The sequence below is a fragment of the Pseudomonas sp. NPDC088322 genome (genome assembly GCF_044740745.1).
Taxonomy (GTDB): domain Bacteria; phylum Pseudomonadota; class Gammaproteobacteria; order Pseudomonadales; family Pseudomonadaceae; genus Aquipseudomonas; species Aquipseudomonas shirazensis.
Genome location: NZ_JBIURK010000009.1, coordinates 254134 through 271123, shown reverse-complemented (window position 1 = coordinate 271123; position 16990 = coordinate 254134). Strand labels below are relative to the sequence as shown.

17 protein-coding genes are annotated in these 16990 nt (G+C 63.3%); 14 read left to right on the top strand and 3 right to left on the bottom strand.

Annotated features, from left to right (window positions below; genetic code table 11):
* The first annotated feature begins 283 nt into the window (after window positions 1-283).
* Genes ACIOAU_RS22845 through ACIOAU_RS22835 form a run of 3 tightly spaced genes read left to right on the top strand, consistent with a single transcriptional unit; the run spans window position 284 to window position 3846 of the window.
* Window positions 284-943 (top strand): paraquat-inducible protein A, encoded by a 660-nt coding sequence (locus ACIOAU_RS22845; RefSeq protein WP_401184778.1) that lies wholly within the window; start codon window positions 284-286, stop codon window positions 941-943.
* Window positions 930-1553, top strand: a complete 624-nt coding sequence (locus ACIOAU_RS22840; protein WP_401184776.1) for a paraquat-inducible protein A — start codon at window positions 930-932, stop codon at window positions 1551-1553. The genes ACIOAU_RS22845 and ACIOAU_RS22840 overlap by 14 nt, the downstream gene beginning before the upstream one ends.
* Window positions 1546-3846 (top strand): PqiB family protein, encoded by a 2301-nt coding sequence (locus ACIOAU_RS22835; RefSeq protein WP_188035278.1) that lies wholly within the window; start codon window positions 1546-1548, stop codon window positions 3844-3846. Before ACIOAU_RS22840 ends, ACIOAU_RS22835 begins: the two co-directional genes overlap by 8 nt.
* A 216-nt stretch (window positions 3847-4062) precedes the next feature.
* Here ACIOAU_RS22835 and rpsT read toward each other — a convergent pair whose 3' ends face one another.
* The gene (gene rpsT, locus ACIOAU_RS22830; RefSeq protein WP_101316189.1) at window positions 4063-4341 is read right to left on the bottom strand and encodes a 30S ribosomal protein S20; all 279 of its coding nucleotides are present in this window, start codon (window positions 4339-4341) and stop codon (window positions 4063-4065) included.
* Between the two features lie 249 nt (window positions 4342-4590).
* On the opposite strand from rpsT, the gene murJ reads away from it, so the two are divergent.
* The 6 genes from murJ (at window position 4591) to ispH (ending at window position 11925) form a co-directional block, all read left to right on the top strand.
* The gene (gene murJ, locus ACIOAU_RS22825) at window positions 4591-6129 is read left to right on the top strand and encodes a murein biosynthesis integral membrane protein MurJ (RefSeq protein WP_101316193.1); all 1539 of its coding nucleotides are present in this window, start codon (window positions 4591-4593) and stop codon (window positions 6127-6129) included.
* Window positions 6130-6246: 117 nt separating this feature from the next.
* Window positions 6247-7197, top strand: coding sequence for a bifunctional riboflavin kinase/FAD synthetase (ribF, locus tag ACIOAU_RS22820; RefSeq protein ID WP_103435951.1), 951 nt, complete (start codon window positions 6247-6249; stop codon window positions 7195-7197).
* A complete protein-coding gene (ileS, locus tag ACIOAU_RS22815; protein WP_401184773.1) occupies window positions 7194-10025 on the top strand; it encodes an isoleucine--tRNA ligase in 2832 nt (943 codons plus the stop codon). Before ribF ends, ileS begins: the two co-directional genes overlap by 4 nt.
* Window positions 10018-10533: a signal peptidase II gene (gene lspA, locus ACIOAU_RS22810; protein ID WP_103435953.1), complete on the top strand. Its 516-nt coding sequence runs from the start codon at window positions 10018-10020 to the stop codon at window positions 10531-10533. Before ileS ends, lspA begins: the two co-directional genes overlap by 8 nt.
* Entirely contained in the window at window positions 10526-10963 is a 438-nt protein-coding gene (gene fkpB / locus ACIOAU_RS22805; protein ID WP_103435954.1) for an FKBP-type peptidyl-prolyl cis-trans isomerase, read from the top strand. Before lspA ends, fkpB begins: the two co-directional genes overlap by 8 nt.
* A 14-nt stretch (window positions 10964-10977) precedes the next feature.
* On the top strand, window positions 10978-11925 hold the full coding sequence (gene ispH, locus ACIOAU_RS22800; RefSeq protein WP_101316204.1) for a 4-hydroxy-3-methylbut-2-enyl diphosphate reductase: 948 nt from the start codon (window positions 10978-10980) through the stop codon (window positions 11923-11925).
* 8 nt (window positions 11926-11933) lie between these two features.
* On the opposite strand, the gene ACIOAU_RS22795 is transcribed toward ispH, so the two are convergent.
* Window positions 11934-12392, bottom strand: a complete 459-nt coding sequence (locus ACIOAU_RS22795; protein WP_224786408.1) for a GspH/FimT family protein — start codon at window positions 12390-12392, stop codon at window positions 11934-11936.
* A gap of 143 nt (window positions 12393-12535) precedes the next feature.
* Between ACIOAU_RS22795 and pilV the strand changes: the two genes are divergently transcribed.
* From pilV to thiO, 5 genes are read left to right on the top strand one after another with little or no spacing between them, the layout of a single operon-like run.
* Complete coding sequence (gene pilV / locus ACIOAU_RS22790; protein ID WP_401184770.1) at window positions 12536-12886, top strand: type IV pilus modification protein PilV; 351 nt, start codon at window positions 12536-12538, stop codon at window positions 12884-12886.
* Entirely contained in the window at window positions 12883-13536 is a 654-nt protein-coding gene (locus tag ACIOAU_RS22785; RefSeq protein WP_401184768.1) for a PilW family protein, read from the top strand. Before pilV ends, ACIOAU_RS22785 begins: the two co-directional genes overlap by 4 nt.
* Window positions 13533-14015, top strand: coding sequence for a hypothetical protein (locus ACIOAU_RS22780; protein WP_401184766.1), 483 nt, complete (start codon window positions 13533-13535; stop codon window positions 14013-14015). The genes ACIOAU_RS22785 and ACIOAU_RS22780 overlap by 4 nt, the downstream gene beginning before the upstream one ends.
* A 1-nt stretch (window position 14016) precedes the next feature.
* The gene (locus ACIOAU_RS22775) at window positions 14017-14412 is read left to right on the top strand and encodes a type IV pilin protein (RefSeq protein ID WP_188035282.1); all 396 of its coding nucleotides are present in this window, start codon (window positions 14017-14019) and stop codon (window positions 14410-14412) included.
* A gap of 37 nt (window positions 14413-14449) precedes the next feature.
* Window positions 14450-15547: a glycine oxidase ThiO gene (gene thiO / locus ACIOAU_RS22770; protein ID WP_401184764.1), complete on the top strand. Its 1098-nt coding sequence runs from the start codon at window positions 14450-14452 to the stop codon at window positions 15545-15547.
* A 33-nt stretch (window positions 15548-15580) separates the two neighbouring features.
* Here the strand turns inward: thiO and ACIOAU_RS22765 are convergent, their stop codons facing one another.
* Complete coding sequence (locus ACIOAU_RS22765) at window positions 15581-16990, bottom strand: amidase (protein ID WP_401184762.1); 1410 nt, start codon at window positions 16988-16990, stop codon at window positions 15581-15583.

Genomic DNA, 16990 nt, shown 5'->3' with positions numbered 1-16990 from the left:
GGGTCTCCCCATGTGAGAGTAGGTCATCGTCAAGATTCATTTCGCAAAACCCCTATCTGCGCGAGCAGGTAGGGGTTTTGTCTTTTCCGCGATCCATAAAATCCAGAGCTGCTGCGCAGCCTAAAATTGTCGCTCCAGCTACCATTCCCGGCACTTTTTACCCCATCCAGCGCTCATAACGAAGTGCCAGTATGCTTATGTCTCGCATCAGGGCGGCCACGCGTCTCCCACAATGCGAGCCAGAACACTAGAATAGAGCCCACGCTTCCACTCAGACGCCCATATGCCCAACCCTGTCGACCCCGAAGTGCTGGCCAATCTGCCGCTGGACGACCTCATCGCCTGCCATGAGTGTGACCTGCTGCTGCGCAAGCCGCCCCTGCAGCACAATGAGAAGGCGCTGTGCCCACGTTGCGGCTACGAGCTGTACGCTCACCGCCATAACGTGGTCAATCGCAGCCTGGCGCTGGTGCTGGCTGCGCTGCTGCTTTATATACCCGCCAACTTCTTGCCGATCATGCAGCTGCACCTGCTCGGGCAGACCTCCGACGATACCGTCTGGAGCGGTGTGCTTGGCTTGTACAACTCACAAATGCACCTGATCGCCGTGGTGGTGTTTCTCTGCAGCATGGCCATCCCCTTGCTCAAGCTGCTGTGTCAACTGGCGGTGCTGCTGAGCATCCGTCTGGACATCGGGCGCAGCTACGGCTTGCTGATCTACCGGATGTACCACCACCTGCGCGAGTGGGGCATGCTCGAGGTGTACTTCATGGGCGTGCTGGTGGCCATGGTCAAGCTGCTCGACCTTGCCCAACTGAATATCGGTATTGGCCTGTTCTGCTTCATCAGCCTGCTGCTGGTGCAAGTCTGGTTGGAAGTGGTGATGTCGCCGCATCAGATCTGGGTGGCGTTGTCCGGGGAGGATCTGCATGCGGGCGATTGATGCCGGGATTCTGGTGTGCAATGAATGCCACGAGCTGAACCGTCAGGAAGGCGATGACGCCGGGCAGACCTGTATCCGCTGCGGTGCCATCGTCCACCCGCGACGGCCTAACAGCATCGTGCGCACCTGGGCACTGCTGATCACTGCGTCCATCCTGTATATCCCAGCGAACCTGTTGCCGATCATGACGGTCAGCTCGCTGGGCAAGGGCAGCCCCGACACGATCATGTCCGGGGTCATCACGCTGATGCACCACGGCATGTTGCCTATCGCAGCCGTGGTGTTCATTGCCAGTATCCTGGTGCCGACCTTCAAGTTGGTCGGCATCGGCCTGCTGCTGTACTCGGTGCAAAGACATCAGCCGCTGTCGGCCCGGCAGCGCATCTGGATGTACCGCTTTATCGAATTCATCGGGCGCTGGTCGATGCTCGACATCTTTGTCATTGCCATTTTGGTGGCGGTGGTCAATTTTGGCCGGATCGCCAGCGTCGAAGCTAATCTGGGCGCCATCGCTTTCGCCTGCGTGGTGATCCTGACGATGTTTGCTGCCTTAACTTTCGATCCCCGACTGATCTGGGATAACACGGAGTCGGATGACGACCATGAGTGACGTGCCTACGGCAAAAACCCGCCCTGCCTCGAACTGGTCGGCCATCTGGATCCTGCCCCTGATCGCGTTGATCATCGGCGGCTGGCTGGGCGTTCAGGCCTACCGTTCTGCCGGGGTGGAGATCCAGGTGCGCTTCAAGACTGGTGAAGGGATCGTCGCCAACAAGACCGAGGTGATCTACAAGGGTATGCCAGTCGGCAAGGTTACCGAACTAGAGCTGGATGCCACCGGCAGCAACACCGGGGTGATCGCCACCATCGAGATGAACAAGGCGGCAGACACCCAGCTGACCACCGGCACGCGCTTCTGGCTGGTCAAGCCGAGCGTTACCCTGGCGGGCATCTCTGGCCTGGAGACACTGGTCTCGGGTAACTATATTGCCGTCGACCCGGGCAAAGGCGAGCCGACCAAAAGCTTCAAGGCGCTGGCCTCGGCGCCGCCGCTGTCTGACTCCGAGCCCGGCCTGCACCTGACCCTCAAGGCCGATCGACTTGGCTCGCTCAATCGCGACAGCCCGGTGTTCTACAAGCAGATCCAGGTCGGTCGGGTGAAGAGCTACAAGCTGTCCGAGGATCAGGGCACCGTTGAGGTCAAGGTGTTCATCCAGCCCGCCTACGCCAGCCTGGTGCGCAAACATACTCGCTTCTGGAATGCCAGCGGCATCAGCATCGATGCTGACCTGTCCGGGGTCAAGGTGCGCAGTGAGTCGCTCAGCAGCATCGTTGCCGGTGGTATTGCCTTTGCTACCCCTGAGCACCGCAAGGACAGTCCGCCGACTGATCCAAGCCTGCCATTCCGCCTCTATGAAGACTTTGACGCTGCCCAGGCGGGTATCCGCATCAAGGTCAAACTGACTGATTTTGAAGGCCTGCAGGCAGGGCGTACGCCAGTATTGTACAAAGGCATTCAGATCGGCTCGCTGAAGACCCTGAAGATCGAAGACGACCTGGCCAGTGCCTCAGCCGAACTGACCCTTGATCCTCTGGCCGAGGATTATCTGGTCGAGGGCACGCAATTCTGGGTGGTCAAGCCGTCCATTTCCCTGGCGGGCATCACTGGCCTGGAGGCGCTGGTGAAGGGCAACTACATTGCTATCCGTCCAGGTGACAAGGGCGCACGGCCGCAGCGCGAGTTCGAAGCACGGGCCAAGGCGCCGCCGCTCGATCTGAAGTCGCCAGGGCTGCATATGGTGCTGTTTGCCGACAGCCTCGGCTCGCTCGAGGTCGGCAGCCCGGTGATGTATCGCCAGGTCAAGGTCGGCAACGTGCAGAGCTATCAGTTTGCCCGCAACAGCAAACGCATCCTGATCGGCGTGCACATCGAGAAGGAGTACGCCAATCTGGTCAACGGCTCAACGCGCTTCTGGAATGCCAGTGGTATCACCCTGACCGGCGGCCTGTCCGGGATCAAGGTCAAGAGCGAGTCATTGCAGACCCTGATGGCGGGCGGCATTGCCTTCGATACGCCGAAGCCGGATGTGCCGCTCAAGCGTCATATCCCGCGCTTCCGTCTGCATGAGAGCGAAGAGGCAGCCAATCGCGCCGGTACCCTGATCACCATCCGTGTCGAGCGCGCTGATGGCCTCAAGCCGGGCACGCCGATCCGCTTCCGCGGCCTGGAGGTGGGCAGTATCGAGAGTACCGACCTGACCGACGATCTGCAGGCGGTACTGCTGCGTGCGCGCATCAACGAAGCTGCCGACCGCATCACCCGTGTCGGTACGCAGTTCTGGGTGGTCAAGCCAGCATTGGGGCTGGTCAAGACCGAGAACCTCGATACGCTGATCGGTGGGCAGTACATCGAGGTGCAGCCAGCCGCCAGGAGCCAAGGCTCACAGCGTGACTTCATCGCTCTGGCGGAGGCGCCAGAGGTGAAAGGTCAGGAGATCGGCTTGCCGATTACCCTGAGTGCTCCGCGACGTGGCTCGATCAAGCCGGGCGTGCCGGTCACCTACCGCGAGGTGGCAGTGGGCAAGGTCACTGGCTTTGAATTGGGACAGAACGCTGATCGAGTGCTGATCCACATCCTCATCGAACCGCGCTATGCCGGGCTGGTGCGCGGTGGCAGCCGGTTCTGGAACAGCAGCGGCTTTGGCTTCGACTGGGGCTTGTTCAAGGGGGCAACGGTGCGTACCGAGTCGCTGGAGACGCTGATCGACGGCGGCATTGCTTTTGCCACGCCAGAGGGCGAGCAGATGGGTAACCCGGCACGACCGAAGCAGACCTTTGCCTTGTTCGACAAGCCTGATGACGTGTGGCTGCAGTGGGCGCCGAAGATCCAGCTGGGCAAGTAAGCAATATGGCTGCGCTGCAGATCTTGTAGCAGCGGCCTGTGTCGCGAAAGGGGTGCGCAGCGCCCCCAGCAGTTCTGCGGCGTTGCCTAAATCGCGGGGCCGCTGCGCGCCCCTTTCGCGACACAAGGCCGCTCCTACAGGGGTCGCATCCAGGCGAGGGTAAATCGCAGGCAATAAAAAACCGACCCTAGGGTCGGTTTTTAACAAGCGCGTCGCTTAGGCAGCTGCAGTTTCTTTCAGCGCCTTGATGTGGCCATTCAGACGGCCTTTATGGCGAGCAGCCTTGTTCTTGTGGATGATACCTTTGTCGGCCATACGGTCGAGGACAGGCACAGCCAGGGTGTAAGCGGCTTGCGCTTTTTCGGCGTCTTTTGCGTCAATGGCTTTAACTACATTCTTGATGTAGGTACGAACCATGGAACGCAGGCTGGCGTTGTGGCTGCGACGCTTCTCAGCCTGTTTTGCGCGTTTCTTGGCGGAAGGTGAGTTGGCCACCGTCGAGCTCCTTGAAAGACTTTAGGGAAATAGCAAACAAAATAGGCCGCGAATCATGCCGATGCATACGACAGATGTCAAGGCCACCTGCAAGGTTCCGCCGAGTGGTGGGTCCGCGAGAGGGAAATATTCCTTTCTGCGCCGCGACCTGTAAACTCGGGAATTTTGGCTCCCCTGCGAAGGCGCGGGAGTATCGCACATCTTGGCGGCTTTAGTAGCGTCCTCCGTCCCCAGCGTGAAAATTTTTCGATGAACCTGCTCAAATCCCTGGCTGCAGTCAGCTCCATCACCATGATTTCACGGGTGCTGGGCTTTGTCCGCGACACCATCCTGGCGCGCGTATTCGGTGCCGGCGCGGCAACCGATGCGTTCTTCATCGCCTTCAAACTGCCCAACCTGCTGCGGCGTATCTTCGCTGAGGGCGCATTCTCGCAGGCCTTCGTGCCGATCCTGGCCGAGTACAAGACCCAACAGGGCGAAGAGGCGACGCGCACCTTTATTGCCTACGTCAGTGGCTTGTTGACTCTGGTACTGGCCGTTGTTACTGCGCTGGGCATCTTCGCCGCGCCGTGGATCGTGTGGGTCACGGCGCCGGGCTTTGCCGCCGACGCCGAGCGCTTCGCCCTGACCACCGACCTGCTGCGGGTGACCTTCCCTTATATATTGCTGATCTCGCTGTCATCGCTGGCAGGGGCGATCCTCAATACCTGGAACCGCTTTGCGGTACCGGCGTTCACCCCGACCCTGCTCAACGTGGCGATGATCGCCTTCGCCCTGCTGCTGACGCCGTACTTCGAGCAGCCGATCATGGCCCTGGCCTGGGGTGTGTTGGCGGGCGGCCTGGCGCAGTTGCTGTATCAGCTGCCGGCATTGAAGAAGATCGGCATGCTCGTGCTGCCGCGCCTGAACCTGCGGGACAGCGGTGTATGGCGGGTGCTCAAGCAGATGCTGCCGGCGATTCTCGGCGTGTCGGTCAGCCAGATCTCGCTGATCATCAACACCATCTTCGCTTCCTTTCTGGTGGCCGGATCGGTGTCGTGGATGTACTACGCCGACCGCCTGATGGAGCTGCCCTCAGGCGTGCTCGGGGTAGCGCTCGGCACTATCCTGTTGCCGACCCTGGCCAAGACCTACGCCAATCGCGACCGCCACGAGTACTCGCGGATTCTCGACTGGGGCCTGCGCCTGTGCTTCCTGCTGGTACTGCCGTGTACCCTGGCCCTGGCAATTCTGGCCGAGCCGTTGACCGTGTCGCTGTTCCAGTACGGCAAGTTCAGCGCATTCGACGCGGCCATGACCCAGCGCGCCTTGATCGCCTACTCGGTCGGCCTGCTGGCGATCATCCTGATCAAGGTGCTTGCGCCGGGCTTCTATGCCCAGCAGAACATCCGCACGCCGGTAAAGATCGCCATCTTCACCCTGATCTCGACCCAGCTGCTCAACCTGGTGCTGGTCGGCCCGCTGGCCCATGCCGGGCTGGCCCTGGCCATTAGCATCGGCGCCTGCCTCAACGCCGGCTTGCTGTACTGGCGCCTGCGCCGCCAGGACCTGTTCCAGCCGCAACCAGGCTGGGCGCGGTTCCTGCTCAAGCTGATCCTCGCGGTCAGCCTGATGTCGGCCGTGTTGCTGCTGGGCATGCATTACATGCCAGCCTGGGAAGAGGGCGGCATGCTCGAGCGCTTCCTGCGCCTGGGTGCCCTGATCGGTGCCGGCGTCGTGACCTATTTCGGTTGCCTGTTCGCCTGCGGCTTGCGTCCTCGGCAGTTTGCCCGCAATGCCTTGCATTAAGGTGCCAGGCGGCCAGGCGTCGGTTTTACACATTAGTCGCCACCCCAGGGCGCTGCTGCCTGTCACCAGCGCCCGGGTGTGGTTATAATCGACCACTTTATGAGCAAGAAGCGCGTTATGCAGCTGGTTCGAGGTCTTCACAACCTGCGCCCCGAGCACCGGGGGTGTGTCGCCACCATTGGCAACTTCGACGGGGTTCACCGTGGCCACCAGGCAATCCTGGCGCGCCTGCGCGACCGCGCCCGGGAGTTAGGCCTGCCCACCTGCGTGGTTATCTTCGAGCCACAGCCGCGCGAGTACTTTGCCCCCGAGACTGCGCCGGCACGCCTGGCGCGGCTGCGTGACAAAGTGCAGCTGCTGGCCGCCGAAGGCATCGACCTGGTCCTGTGCCTGGCCTTCAACCAGCGCCTGAGCCAGCTCAGCGCCGATGAATTCGTCAAGACGATCGTGGTCGATGGCCTCGGCGTGCGCCACCTGGAGGTCGGTGACGACTTCCGCTTTGGCTGCGACCGTGCCGGCGACTTTGATTTTCTGGTCGAGGCCGGCAAAAAGTACGGCTTTACCGTCGAGGCCGCCAACACGGTCGTGCAGGACGGCTTGAGGGTCAGCAGCACCAAGGTGCGTACCGCCCTGGCCAATGCTGACTTTGCCCTGGCCGCACACCTGCTGGGCCGCCCGTACACCATTACCGGGCGCGTCCTGCACGGCCAGAAGCTGGCTCGTCAGCTCGGCACGCCGACCGCCAACATCCAGCTCAAGCGCCGCCGCATCCCACTCAGCGGGGTCTACCTGACCAGCGCCGAGATCGACGGCAAGCGCTGGCCGGGTGTTGCCAATATCGGGGTACGACCCACCGTTGCTGGTGATGGTCGTCCTCACCTGGAGATTCATCTTCTTGATTTTGCCGGCGACCTGTATGGCCGGCGTCTGACGGTGGAGTTCCACCAAAAGCTGCGCGAAGAGCAGCGATTCGCCTCCCTGGAGGCGCTGAAGTCGGCGATCGACGCGGACATCGCCGCCGCACGTGCCCACTGGCACGCTCAACCGCTAACCAAGAGCCTGAAATGACCGACTACAAAGCCACGCTTAATCTTCCGGACACCGCCTTCCCGATGAAGGCCGGCCTGCCCCAGCGCGAACCGCAGATCCTGCAGCGCTGGGACAGCATTGGCCTGTACCAGAAGCTTCGCGAAATTGGCAAGGATCGTCCCAAGTTCGTCCTGCACGATGGCCCGCCCTACGCCAACGGCAAGATCCACATCGGTCATGCGCTGAACAAGATTCTCAAGGACATGATTGTCCGCTCCAAGACCCTCTCCGGTTTCGACGCGCCGTACGTCCCGGGTTGGGACTGCCACGGCCTGCCGATCGAGCACAAGGTCGAGGTCACCCATGGCAAGCACCTGAGCCCGGACCAGACCCGTGAGCTGTGCCGTGCCTATGCCGCCGAGCAGATCGAAGGGCAGAAGAGCGAGTTCATCCGCCTGGGTGTGCTGGGTGACTGGGACAACCCCTACAAGACCATGAACTTCGCCAACGAAGCGGGCGAAATCCGCGCGCTGGCCGAAATCGTCAAGCAAGGCTTCGTGTTCAAGGGCCTCAAGCCTGTGAACTGGTGCTTCGACTGCGGCTCGGCCCTGGCTGAAGCCGAAGTCGAATACGCCGACAAGAAGTCCTCGACCATCGACGTCGCCTTCCCTATCGCCGATGCCGACAAGCTGGCCAGCGCCTTTGGCCTGGCCGCGCTGGCCAAGCCTGCCGCCATCGTCATCTGGACCACCACGCCGTGGACCATTCCCGCCAACCAGGCGCTGAACGTCCACCCGGAGTTCACCTACGCCCTGGTCGACACCGGCGAGCGTCTGCTGGTACTGGCCGAAGAGCTGGTCGAAGCCTGCCTCAAGCGCTGGGACCTGCAAGGCTCGGTCATCGCCACCGCGCCAGGTTCGGCGCTGGAACTGATCAACTTCCGTCACCCGTTCTACGAGCGTATGTCGCCTGTCTACCTGGCTGAATACGTCGAGCTGGGCGCCGGTACCGGTGTTGTCCACTCGGCACCTGCCTACGGCGAAGACGACTTCGTGACCTGCAAGCGCTATGGCATGGTCAACGACGAAATCCTCACCCCGGTGCAGAGCAACGGCGTCTACGTGCCATCGCTCGAGCTGTTTGGCGGCCAGTTCATCTGGAAGGCCAACCCAGCCATCGTCGACAAGCTGCAGGAAGTCGGTGCGCTGCTGCACACCGAAACCATCAGCCACAGCTACATGCACTGCTGGCGCCACAAGAGCCCGCTGATCTACCGCGCCACCGCGCAGTGGTTCATCGGTATGGACCGCAAACCGGCCAGCGGCGACACCCTGCGTGAGCGTGCGCTCAAAGCCATCGAAGAAACCAAGTTCGTGCCGGCCTGGGGCCAGGCGCGCCTGCACTCGATGATCGCCAACCGCCCTGACTGGTGCATCTCGCGTCAGCGCAACTGGGGTGTGCCGATTCCGTTCTTCCTCGACAAGCAGACCGGCGAGCTGCACCCGCGTACAGTCGAGCTGATGGAAGAGGTCGCCAAGCGCGTTGAACAAGAGGGCATCGAAGCCTGGTTCAAGCTCGACGCCGCCGAACTGCTCGGTGACGAAGCCGGCCAGTACGACAAGATCACCGACACCCTCGATGTCTGGTTCGACTCCGGTACTACCCACTGGCACGTACTGCGTGGCTCGCATGACATCGGTCACGCCACCGGCCCGCGCGCCGACCTGTACCTGGAAGGCTCCGACCAGCACCGGGGCTGGTTCCACTCGTCGCTGCTGACCGGCTGCGCGATCGACAACCATGCGCCTTACCGCGAGCTGCTCACCCACGGCTTCACCGTCGATGAGAACGGCCGCAAGATGTCCAAGTCGCTGGGTAACACCATCGAGCCGCAGAAGGTCAACGACACCCTCGGCGCCGACATCATGCGCCTGTGGGTTTCGGCCACCGACTATTCCGGTGAAATGGCCGTCTCCGACCAGATCCTCCAGCGTAGCGCCGACGCCTACCGGCGCATCCGCAATACCGCGCGCTTCCTGCTGTCGAACCTGTCCGGCTTCGATCCGGCCCGCGACCTGCTGCCGGCCGAAGACATGCTTGCGCTGGACCGCTGGGCCGTCGACCGCGCGCTGCTGCTGCAACGCGAGCTGGAAGAGCACTACAGCGAATACCGGTTCTGGAACGTCTACTCCAAGGTGCACAACTTCTGTGTGCAGGAGCTGGGCGGGTTCTACCTCGACATCATCAAGGACCGCCAGTACACCACCGGCGCCAACAGTGTTGCCCGGCGTTCGTGCCAGACCGCGCTGTACCACATCAGCGAAGCGCTGGTGCGCTGGATCGCGCCGATCCTGGCGTTCACCGCCGACGAGCTGTGGCAGTACCTGCCAGGCGAGCGCAACGAGTCGGTGATGCTCAACACCTGGTACCAAGGCCTGACCGAACTGCCAGAAGGCTTCGAGCTGGACCGCGCCTATTGGGAGCGGGTCATGGCGGTCAAGGCAGCGGTCAACAAGGAACTGGAAAACCAGCGTGCGGCCAAGGCCATCGGTGGCAACCTGCAAGCCGAAGTGACCCTGTTTGCCGAAGAAAGCCTGAGCGCCGACCTGGCCAAGCTTGGCGACGAACTGCGCTTCGTACTGATCACCTCGGCTGCGAGCGTGGTGCCGTTCGTGCAGGCGCCGGCCGATGCCGTGGCCACCGAAGTCGAAGGCCTCAAGCTGAAAGTGGTCAAGTCCGGTCACGCCAAGTGTGGCCGTTGCTGGCACTTCCGCGCCGATGTCGGCGCCAACCCTGAGCATCCGGAAATCTGCGCACGCTGCGTCGACAACCTGAGCGGTGCGGGCGAGGTGCGTCACTATGCCTAATCCTGCAGTGGGGCGCTTCGGGCGCCTCGCCTGGCTGTGGTTGAGCCTGCTGATCGTGGTGGTCGACCAGGTGACCAAGCTGTACTTCAACAGCAACCTGAGCATGTACCAGCAGATCGTGGTCATCCCTGACTACTTCAGCTGGACCCTGGCCTACAACACCGGCGCTGCGTTCAGCTTCCTGGCCGACGGCGCTGGCTGGCAGCGCTGGCTGTTTGCCCTGATCGCGATCGTGGTCAGCGCGGTGCTGGTAGTCTGGCTCAAGCGCCTTGGTCGCAGCGAAACCTGGCTGGCAGTTGCCCTGGCGCTGGTACTCGGCGGCGCGCTGGGCAACCTGTACGACCGTGTCGTGCTCGGTCATGTGGTCGATTTCATCCTGGTCCACTGGAAGAATACGCATTACTTCCCGGCATTCAACGTTGCCGACAGTGCCATTACCGTTGGCGCGATCATGCTGGCGCTGGATATGTTCAAGAGCAAGAAGTCCGAGGAGCCTGCGCATGACTGAGACCCGTATCGGCCAGAACAGCGAAGTCACTCTGCACTTCGCCCTGCACCTGGAAAACGGCGACACCGTCGACAGCACTTTCGACAAGGCTCCGGCCGTGTTCAAGGTTGGCGATGGCAACCTGCTGCCGGGTTTTGAAGCCGCATTGTTCGGCTTCAAGGCCGGCGACAAGCGCACGGTCAGCGTGCCCCCGGAAAACGCCTTCGGCCAGCCGAACCCGCAGAACGTGCAGATCATGCCGCGTTCGCAGTTCGCTGACATGGAGCTGTCCGAAGGGTTGCTGGTGATCTTCAATGATGCAGCCAACGCCGAGCTGCCTGGAGTGGTCAAAGCCTTTGACGAGCACCAGGTGACGATCGACTTCAACCACCCATTGGCTGGCAAGACCCTGAGCTTCGAGGTGGAGATCCTCGCGGTGAAGGCCTTGTAAGCCTGGAGCCGAGCATGCAAATCAAACTCGCCAACCCTCGCGGCTTTTGTGCGGGGGTCGACCGGGCGATCGAGATCGTCAACCGTGCCCTGGAAGTGTTCGGCCCGCCGATCTACGTGCGTCACGAAGTGGTGCACAACAAGTTCGTGGTCGAAGACCTGCGCAACCGTGGCGCGATCTTCGTTGAAGAACTCGACCAGGTGCCGGACGACGTCATCGTCATCTTCAGCGCCCACGGCGTCTCCCAGGCTGTGCGCCAGGAGGCCGCAGGCCGTGGCCTGAAGGTGTTCGACGCCACCTGCCCGCTGGTGACCAAGGTCCACATCGAGGTGGCCAAGTACAGCCGCGATGGCCGTGAGTGCATCCTGATCGGCCACGCCGGCCACCCGGAAGTCGAAGGCACCATGGGTCAGTACGACGCCAGCAACGGTGGCTCCATCTATCTCGTCGAAGACGAGAAAGATGTGGCCAATCTGCAGGTGCGCGACCCTGATCACCTGGCCTTCGTTACCCAGACCACCTTGTCGATGGACGACACCAGCCGAGTTATCGACGCCCTGCGCGCGCGCTTCCCCAACATCGGCGGGCCGCGCAAGGACGATATCTGCTACGCCACTCAGAACCGCCAGGACGCGGTCAAGCAATTGGCTGATGAGTGCGATGTGGTGCTGGTGGTCGGCAGCCCGAACAGCTCCAACTCCAACCGCCTGCGCGAGCTGGCCGAGCGTATGGGCACTCCGGCGTACCTGATCGACGGCGCCGAGGACCTGCAGCAAAGCTGGTTCGATGGCATTGGCCGGGTGGGTGTCACTGCCGGTGCTTCGGCACCTGAAGTGCTGGTGCGCGGGGTGCTTGAGCAGCTCACGGCCTGGGGCGCAACCGGTGCCGAAGAGCTCGACGGGCGCCCGGAGAACGTGACCTTCTCGATGCCCAAGGAACTGCGGGTGCGCTCGCTGCTCTGAGCCACCCCTCAGGGGCCTGCGCACAATGGCTCAACGGCCATGTCCGTGCGCAGGCGCACCCTGCCGCTGGGCGCCAGGACGATCTGGCGTGGTTGCCCGCCTTCTGCGTGTGGGCATATCTGCAAACTCCCGCCGTGAAACCCGCCGTTACCGCGCAACGGTACGCCCTGTGCGCTGAAGCGCACACCGTCAGCCAAGTTGCCAACGATCCGTACCCGCTGCGGTAAACGTTGCTCAGCCAGTAACAGCCCGCTATCCGCGTCCACCACGCGCCAACCCACTCCCCAGCCTGCCTCCAATGGCTCGACCCGCACGGCCTGCTGCTGCAACAAGGCCTGGCTACGTGCCGAGCGAAAGGCCTGGAGCAGCTGTTGCGCCGCTGCCGCCCGTTGCAAGTCCTGGCTGAGCGCGGTGTAGGACGGCGTCGCCAGCTGCGCCAGAACCGCGACCAGCGCGAGCGCCAACATCATTTGTATCAGTGTTGCCCCGTGTTGCCACACCGTGCATTCCTCCCTGGAAGTGCTTCGCTGTAGCTTCAGGCACGGCGGACATGAGGTCCAGTCGGCCACTTGGCTGGCACATTGCGGGAAATTTCCCAAGGAGCGCATGGATGCGCAAAGGACAGCAGGGCATCACGCTGCTCGAGGTCGTGCTGGGCATGCTAGTGCTGGCGCTTGGCCTGTTTGCGGCAGCGGCTTTACAGGTCAAGGCATTGCAGGCTACCGCCAGCGCTCGGCAGCACAGCCAGGCGACCTATCTCGCCCAGAGCCTGCTGGAGCAGGCGAGGGCGGGCGGGTCAGTGGAGGATTCAGGACAATGGCAGGCGCAGGTAAGGCTGGCCCTTGGCGCGCAGGCCGAGGGCTGGGTGCGAAGTTCAGGGTCATCGCTGAAGGTCATCGTCGACTGGCCCGGTGCGCGTGACCCGGAGCATCAGGGCGTAAGCCTGCAGGGCTGGCCATGAACGGCAGTCAGGCGGGTTTCAGCCTGCTCGAAGGGCTGCTCGCGCTGGCCTTGGGCTTGATGCTGCTGGCCGCAGCGAGCCAAGTGTTTGTCGCTACGGTGCAAGCCTGGCGCTTGCAGGGCGCGCTGGCGCAGCAGCAAGAGGATGCCCGCCTGGCGCTGCAACGGATCGCCCAGGATATCCGCATGACCGGTGTGTTCGGCTGTTTGCGCTTGCACGCCAGCGACTTCGACTCACCCAACGCAGCGGCCGCCTTTGCCAGGCCTGTGCAAATCAACCAGGGTGGCGCACAACTGAGTCTGTTGGTGGGGCAGTTGCCCGGCAGCGGTAGCCGGCCCGACTGGACGGTGTTGAGTGATTGCCGCAGTTGGGCTCAGGTCAGGGCCGACGCCCACGAGGGTGACGAGCAGACCCTGGCCTTGCCGGTCAGCCGCATCACCTACGAGCTGCGCGATGGCAGCCTGCGGGTGGTGCGCCGAGGCTCGCCGCAGGCTTTGATCGACAATGTGCGCAGCCTGCATGCTAACTTGGTAACGAACGCGCAGGGCCAGCGGGTCGACCTGCAACTAAGCCTGTTCGACCCACAGCACAATCTCGAACAGCAGTACGCCATCAGCGTAGCTCTACGCAATCGGCTGCCAGAACAATGAAGCACCAGCGCGGCATGGTGCTGCTGACCGCTCTTATATTGAGCCTGCTGCTCGGTCTGCTCGCCGCCGCCGCCCTGCGCGAAGCAGTGCTGCAGACCCGCATGGCCGGGCTTTTGCTGGCCAGCAGCCAAGCGCTGGAGCAGGCCGAGGCAGTCTTGCTGGAGGGCGCAGCGCGGCTCGCCGTGGCGCCGCCCAACGAGTGCCAGCTCTGCTCGCCGCCAGCCGACTCCCATGACGTGAACGGCGCTGGTGGCGACTGGCAGGCAGCCGGGCAGGGCTGGTTCAACCTGCAGAACCTTGGCCAAAGCGACCGGCCCGCGCACCTGCCCGTGGGCACCCAGGCCACCCTCTACCGAGTGACCGCAGTCAGTCAGCAAACCCGCGTGCGGCATGTGCTCGAAGCCGTATACGCGCAGCCCGCCGACCCGTCGCAGGCACTGCAAAGAATCCTTTGGCGGCAAAGAGTGCAGGAGCCATGACATGCAGCAAGGCCTGAGCCTGATCGAGTTGTTGATTGTCGTCGCCGTCAGCGGCATTCTGGCAGCCATTGCCTACCCCGCTTACAACGAACAATTGCGCCGCGCCGCTCGCAGTGAAGTGGTCGGCCTGCTGCACGACGCTGCGTTGCGCCTGGAGCGCCACCATGCGCGCAGCGGCCAGTACAGCGACACTGACCAGCATCAATTGAGCTTGCCCGCCGACAGCCGCTATTACCGCCTGCAGTTGCAACGCGATGACGCCAGCTTCCGCCTGCAGGCGCAGCGCTTGTCGACCGGTTTGATGGCGCAGGACCAGTGCGCTGACTATCAGCTCGATCAGGCGGGTGTGCGTAGCAACCCGGGCAGCCAGGACGCTGCGGGTTGCTGGAGCGGTTGACGGGGTAGCTCGGTTTTTTCAGGTATTGGATCGACAGATGAACAAGCAAGTAGTGGTTGTCGGCGGTGGCGTGATCGGCCTGCTGACTGCGCTCAACCTGGCAGCAAAGGTCGAGCGGGTGGTGGTGTGTGATCAAGGCGAAGTCGGCCGCGAGTCGTCGTGGGCCGGTGGCGGCATCGTCTCGCCGCTGTATCCGTGGCGCTACAGCCCGGCAGTCACGGCGTTGGCGCATTGGTCACAGGCGTTTTATCCACAGCTGGGCGAGCGCCTGTTCGCCAGCACCGGCGTCGACCCCGAGGTGCACGTCACCGGCCTGTACTGGCTGGACCTTGAGGACGAAGCCGAGGCGCTGGCGTGGGCGGTGCGTGAGCAGCGGCCGTTGACGGCTGTGGATATCTCGGCGGCATATGACGCCGTGCCGGGCCTCGGCGCCGGCTTCACACGGGCGATCTTCATGGCTGGGGTGGCCAATGTGCGCAATCCACGGCTGGTTAAGTCGTTGAAAGCAGCGCTGGCGGCTCTGCCCAATGTCACTCTGCGCGAGCACTGCCAGATCACCGGCTTTGCCCAGCAAGACGGGCGTATCAGCGGTGTGCACACGGCCGATGGGCTGCTCGAAGCCGATGACGTGGTGCTCAGCGCGGGCGCCTGGAGTGGTGACCTGTTGGCCACGCTGGGCCTGACCTTGCCGGTCGAACCGGTCAAGGGCCAGATGATCCTCTACAAGTGCGCCGAAGACTTTTTGCCGAGCATGGTTCTGGCCAAGGGCCGCTACGCGATCCCGCGGCGCGACGGGCATATCCTCATCGGCAGTACGCTGGAGCATGCCGGCTACGACAAGACCCCGACCGAGCAGGCACTGGAGAGTCTCAAGGCCTCCGCCGTTGAGCTGTTGCCCGGGCTTGCTGACGCCACGCCGGTGGCGCACTGGGCCGGTCTGCGTCCAGGCTCACCCGAGGGTGTGCCGTATATCGGCCCGGTGCCGGGGCATGCCGGGCTGTGGCTGAACTGCGGGCATTACCGCAACGGCCTGGTGCTGGCGCCGGCTTCGTGCCAGCTGTTTGTCGACTTGCTGACGGGCGTTGAGCCGATTATCGATCCCTCCCCGTATGCCCCGGCTGGGCGGCTGGCTTGAGATTTTGGGACTGCAGAGCAGCCCCTGCGCCCCTCAGCCGATAACCGGTTCCTGCAGATGACGAGTCGGGTAATGCTGCTCGTACATCTTGCACACCCGCAGCACCTGCTCATCGGCGAAGCGCCCGGCCACCACCTGCAGGCCCACCGGCAACCCTTCGCGGGTGAAGCCACACGGCACCGAGGCTGCCGGTTGCTGGGTCAGGTTGAACGGGTAGCTGAACGGCGTCCACTCCATCCACTGCTCCAATCCCGACCCTGGCGGCACGTTGTGCCCGGCGGCAAACGCCACCAGCGGCATCATTGGCGACACCAGCACGTCGTAGCGCTGATGGAAGGCGTTCATCCGCGCCACCAACTCAGCCCGTGCTTCCAGCGCTGCGGTGTACTGCTCGAGACTGATGGCCGCGCCTTGCTCGGCAATCCAGCGCAGGCCCGGATCGAGCAGCTCGCGCTGGGCTGACGTCAACTGGCTGGCCAGCCGCGCCGCGCCGGCGAACCACAGGGTATTGAAGGTTGCCAGCGGGTCGGCAAAACCTGGGTCGACTTCTTCGACCTGCGCCCCTAATCGCGCCAGGCGCTGCACTGCCTGAGCGGTCAGAGACTGAATCTGCGGGTCGACGCTGACGTAACCGAAGTCGGCGCTGTAGCCGATGCGCAGCCCGCTCAAGTCCTGCTCTGCGGCCAGCCAGGGTCGCTGGCGCGGTGCTCCGGCGAGACCGTCGCGCGGATCGGGGCGAGCCACACAGTCGAGCATCAGCACAGCATCGTCGACCGTGCGCGTCATCGGCCCCAGGTGCGAGAGGATGGTCATGGCACTGGCCGGCCACTGCGGCACATAACCAAAGGTCGGTTTGATGCCGAAGGTGCCAGTGAACGCGCAGGGGATGCGGATCGAGCCGCCGGCATCGCTGCCCTGGTGCAACACGCCGAGATTGAGCGCCGCTGCCGCCGCCGCACCGCCCGATGAGCCGCCGGCAGTCAGGCGCGTATCCCACGGGTTGCGCGTGATGCCATACAGCGGGTTGTCGGTGACACCCTTCCAGCCGAACTCAGGCGTGGTGGTCTTGCCCAGCAGCACCGCGCCGGCCTCACGCATGAACCCGCTGAACGGTGCGTCGACGTCCCATGGCCCAGCTGCCGAAGACGTCAGCGAGCCTTTGCGGGTGGGCATGCCACGGGTCAGGGTCAGGTCCTTGATCGAGGTCGGCAAGCCATCCAGGCGGCCACAGGGCTCGCCGCGCTGCCAGCGCTGTTCGCTGGCGCGGGCGGCGGCGCGGGCGCCTTCGGCATCGACATGGCAGTAGGCGTTGACGGCCGGGTTGTGCTGGTCGATGCGGGTCAGCACGTCATCGATCACCTCGAGCGGAGACAGCTGGCGCCGTTGATACAGGTCGAGCAGCTCGACGGCGGTGAACTCGCCGATTGCAGTTTTGCCGGTCAT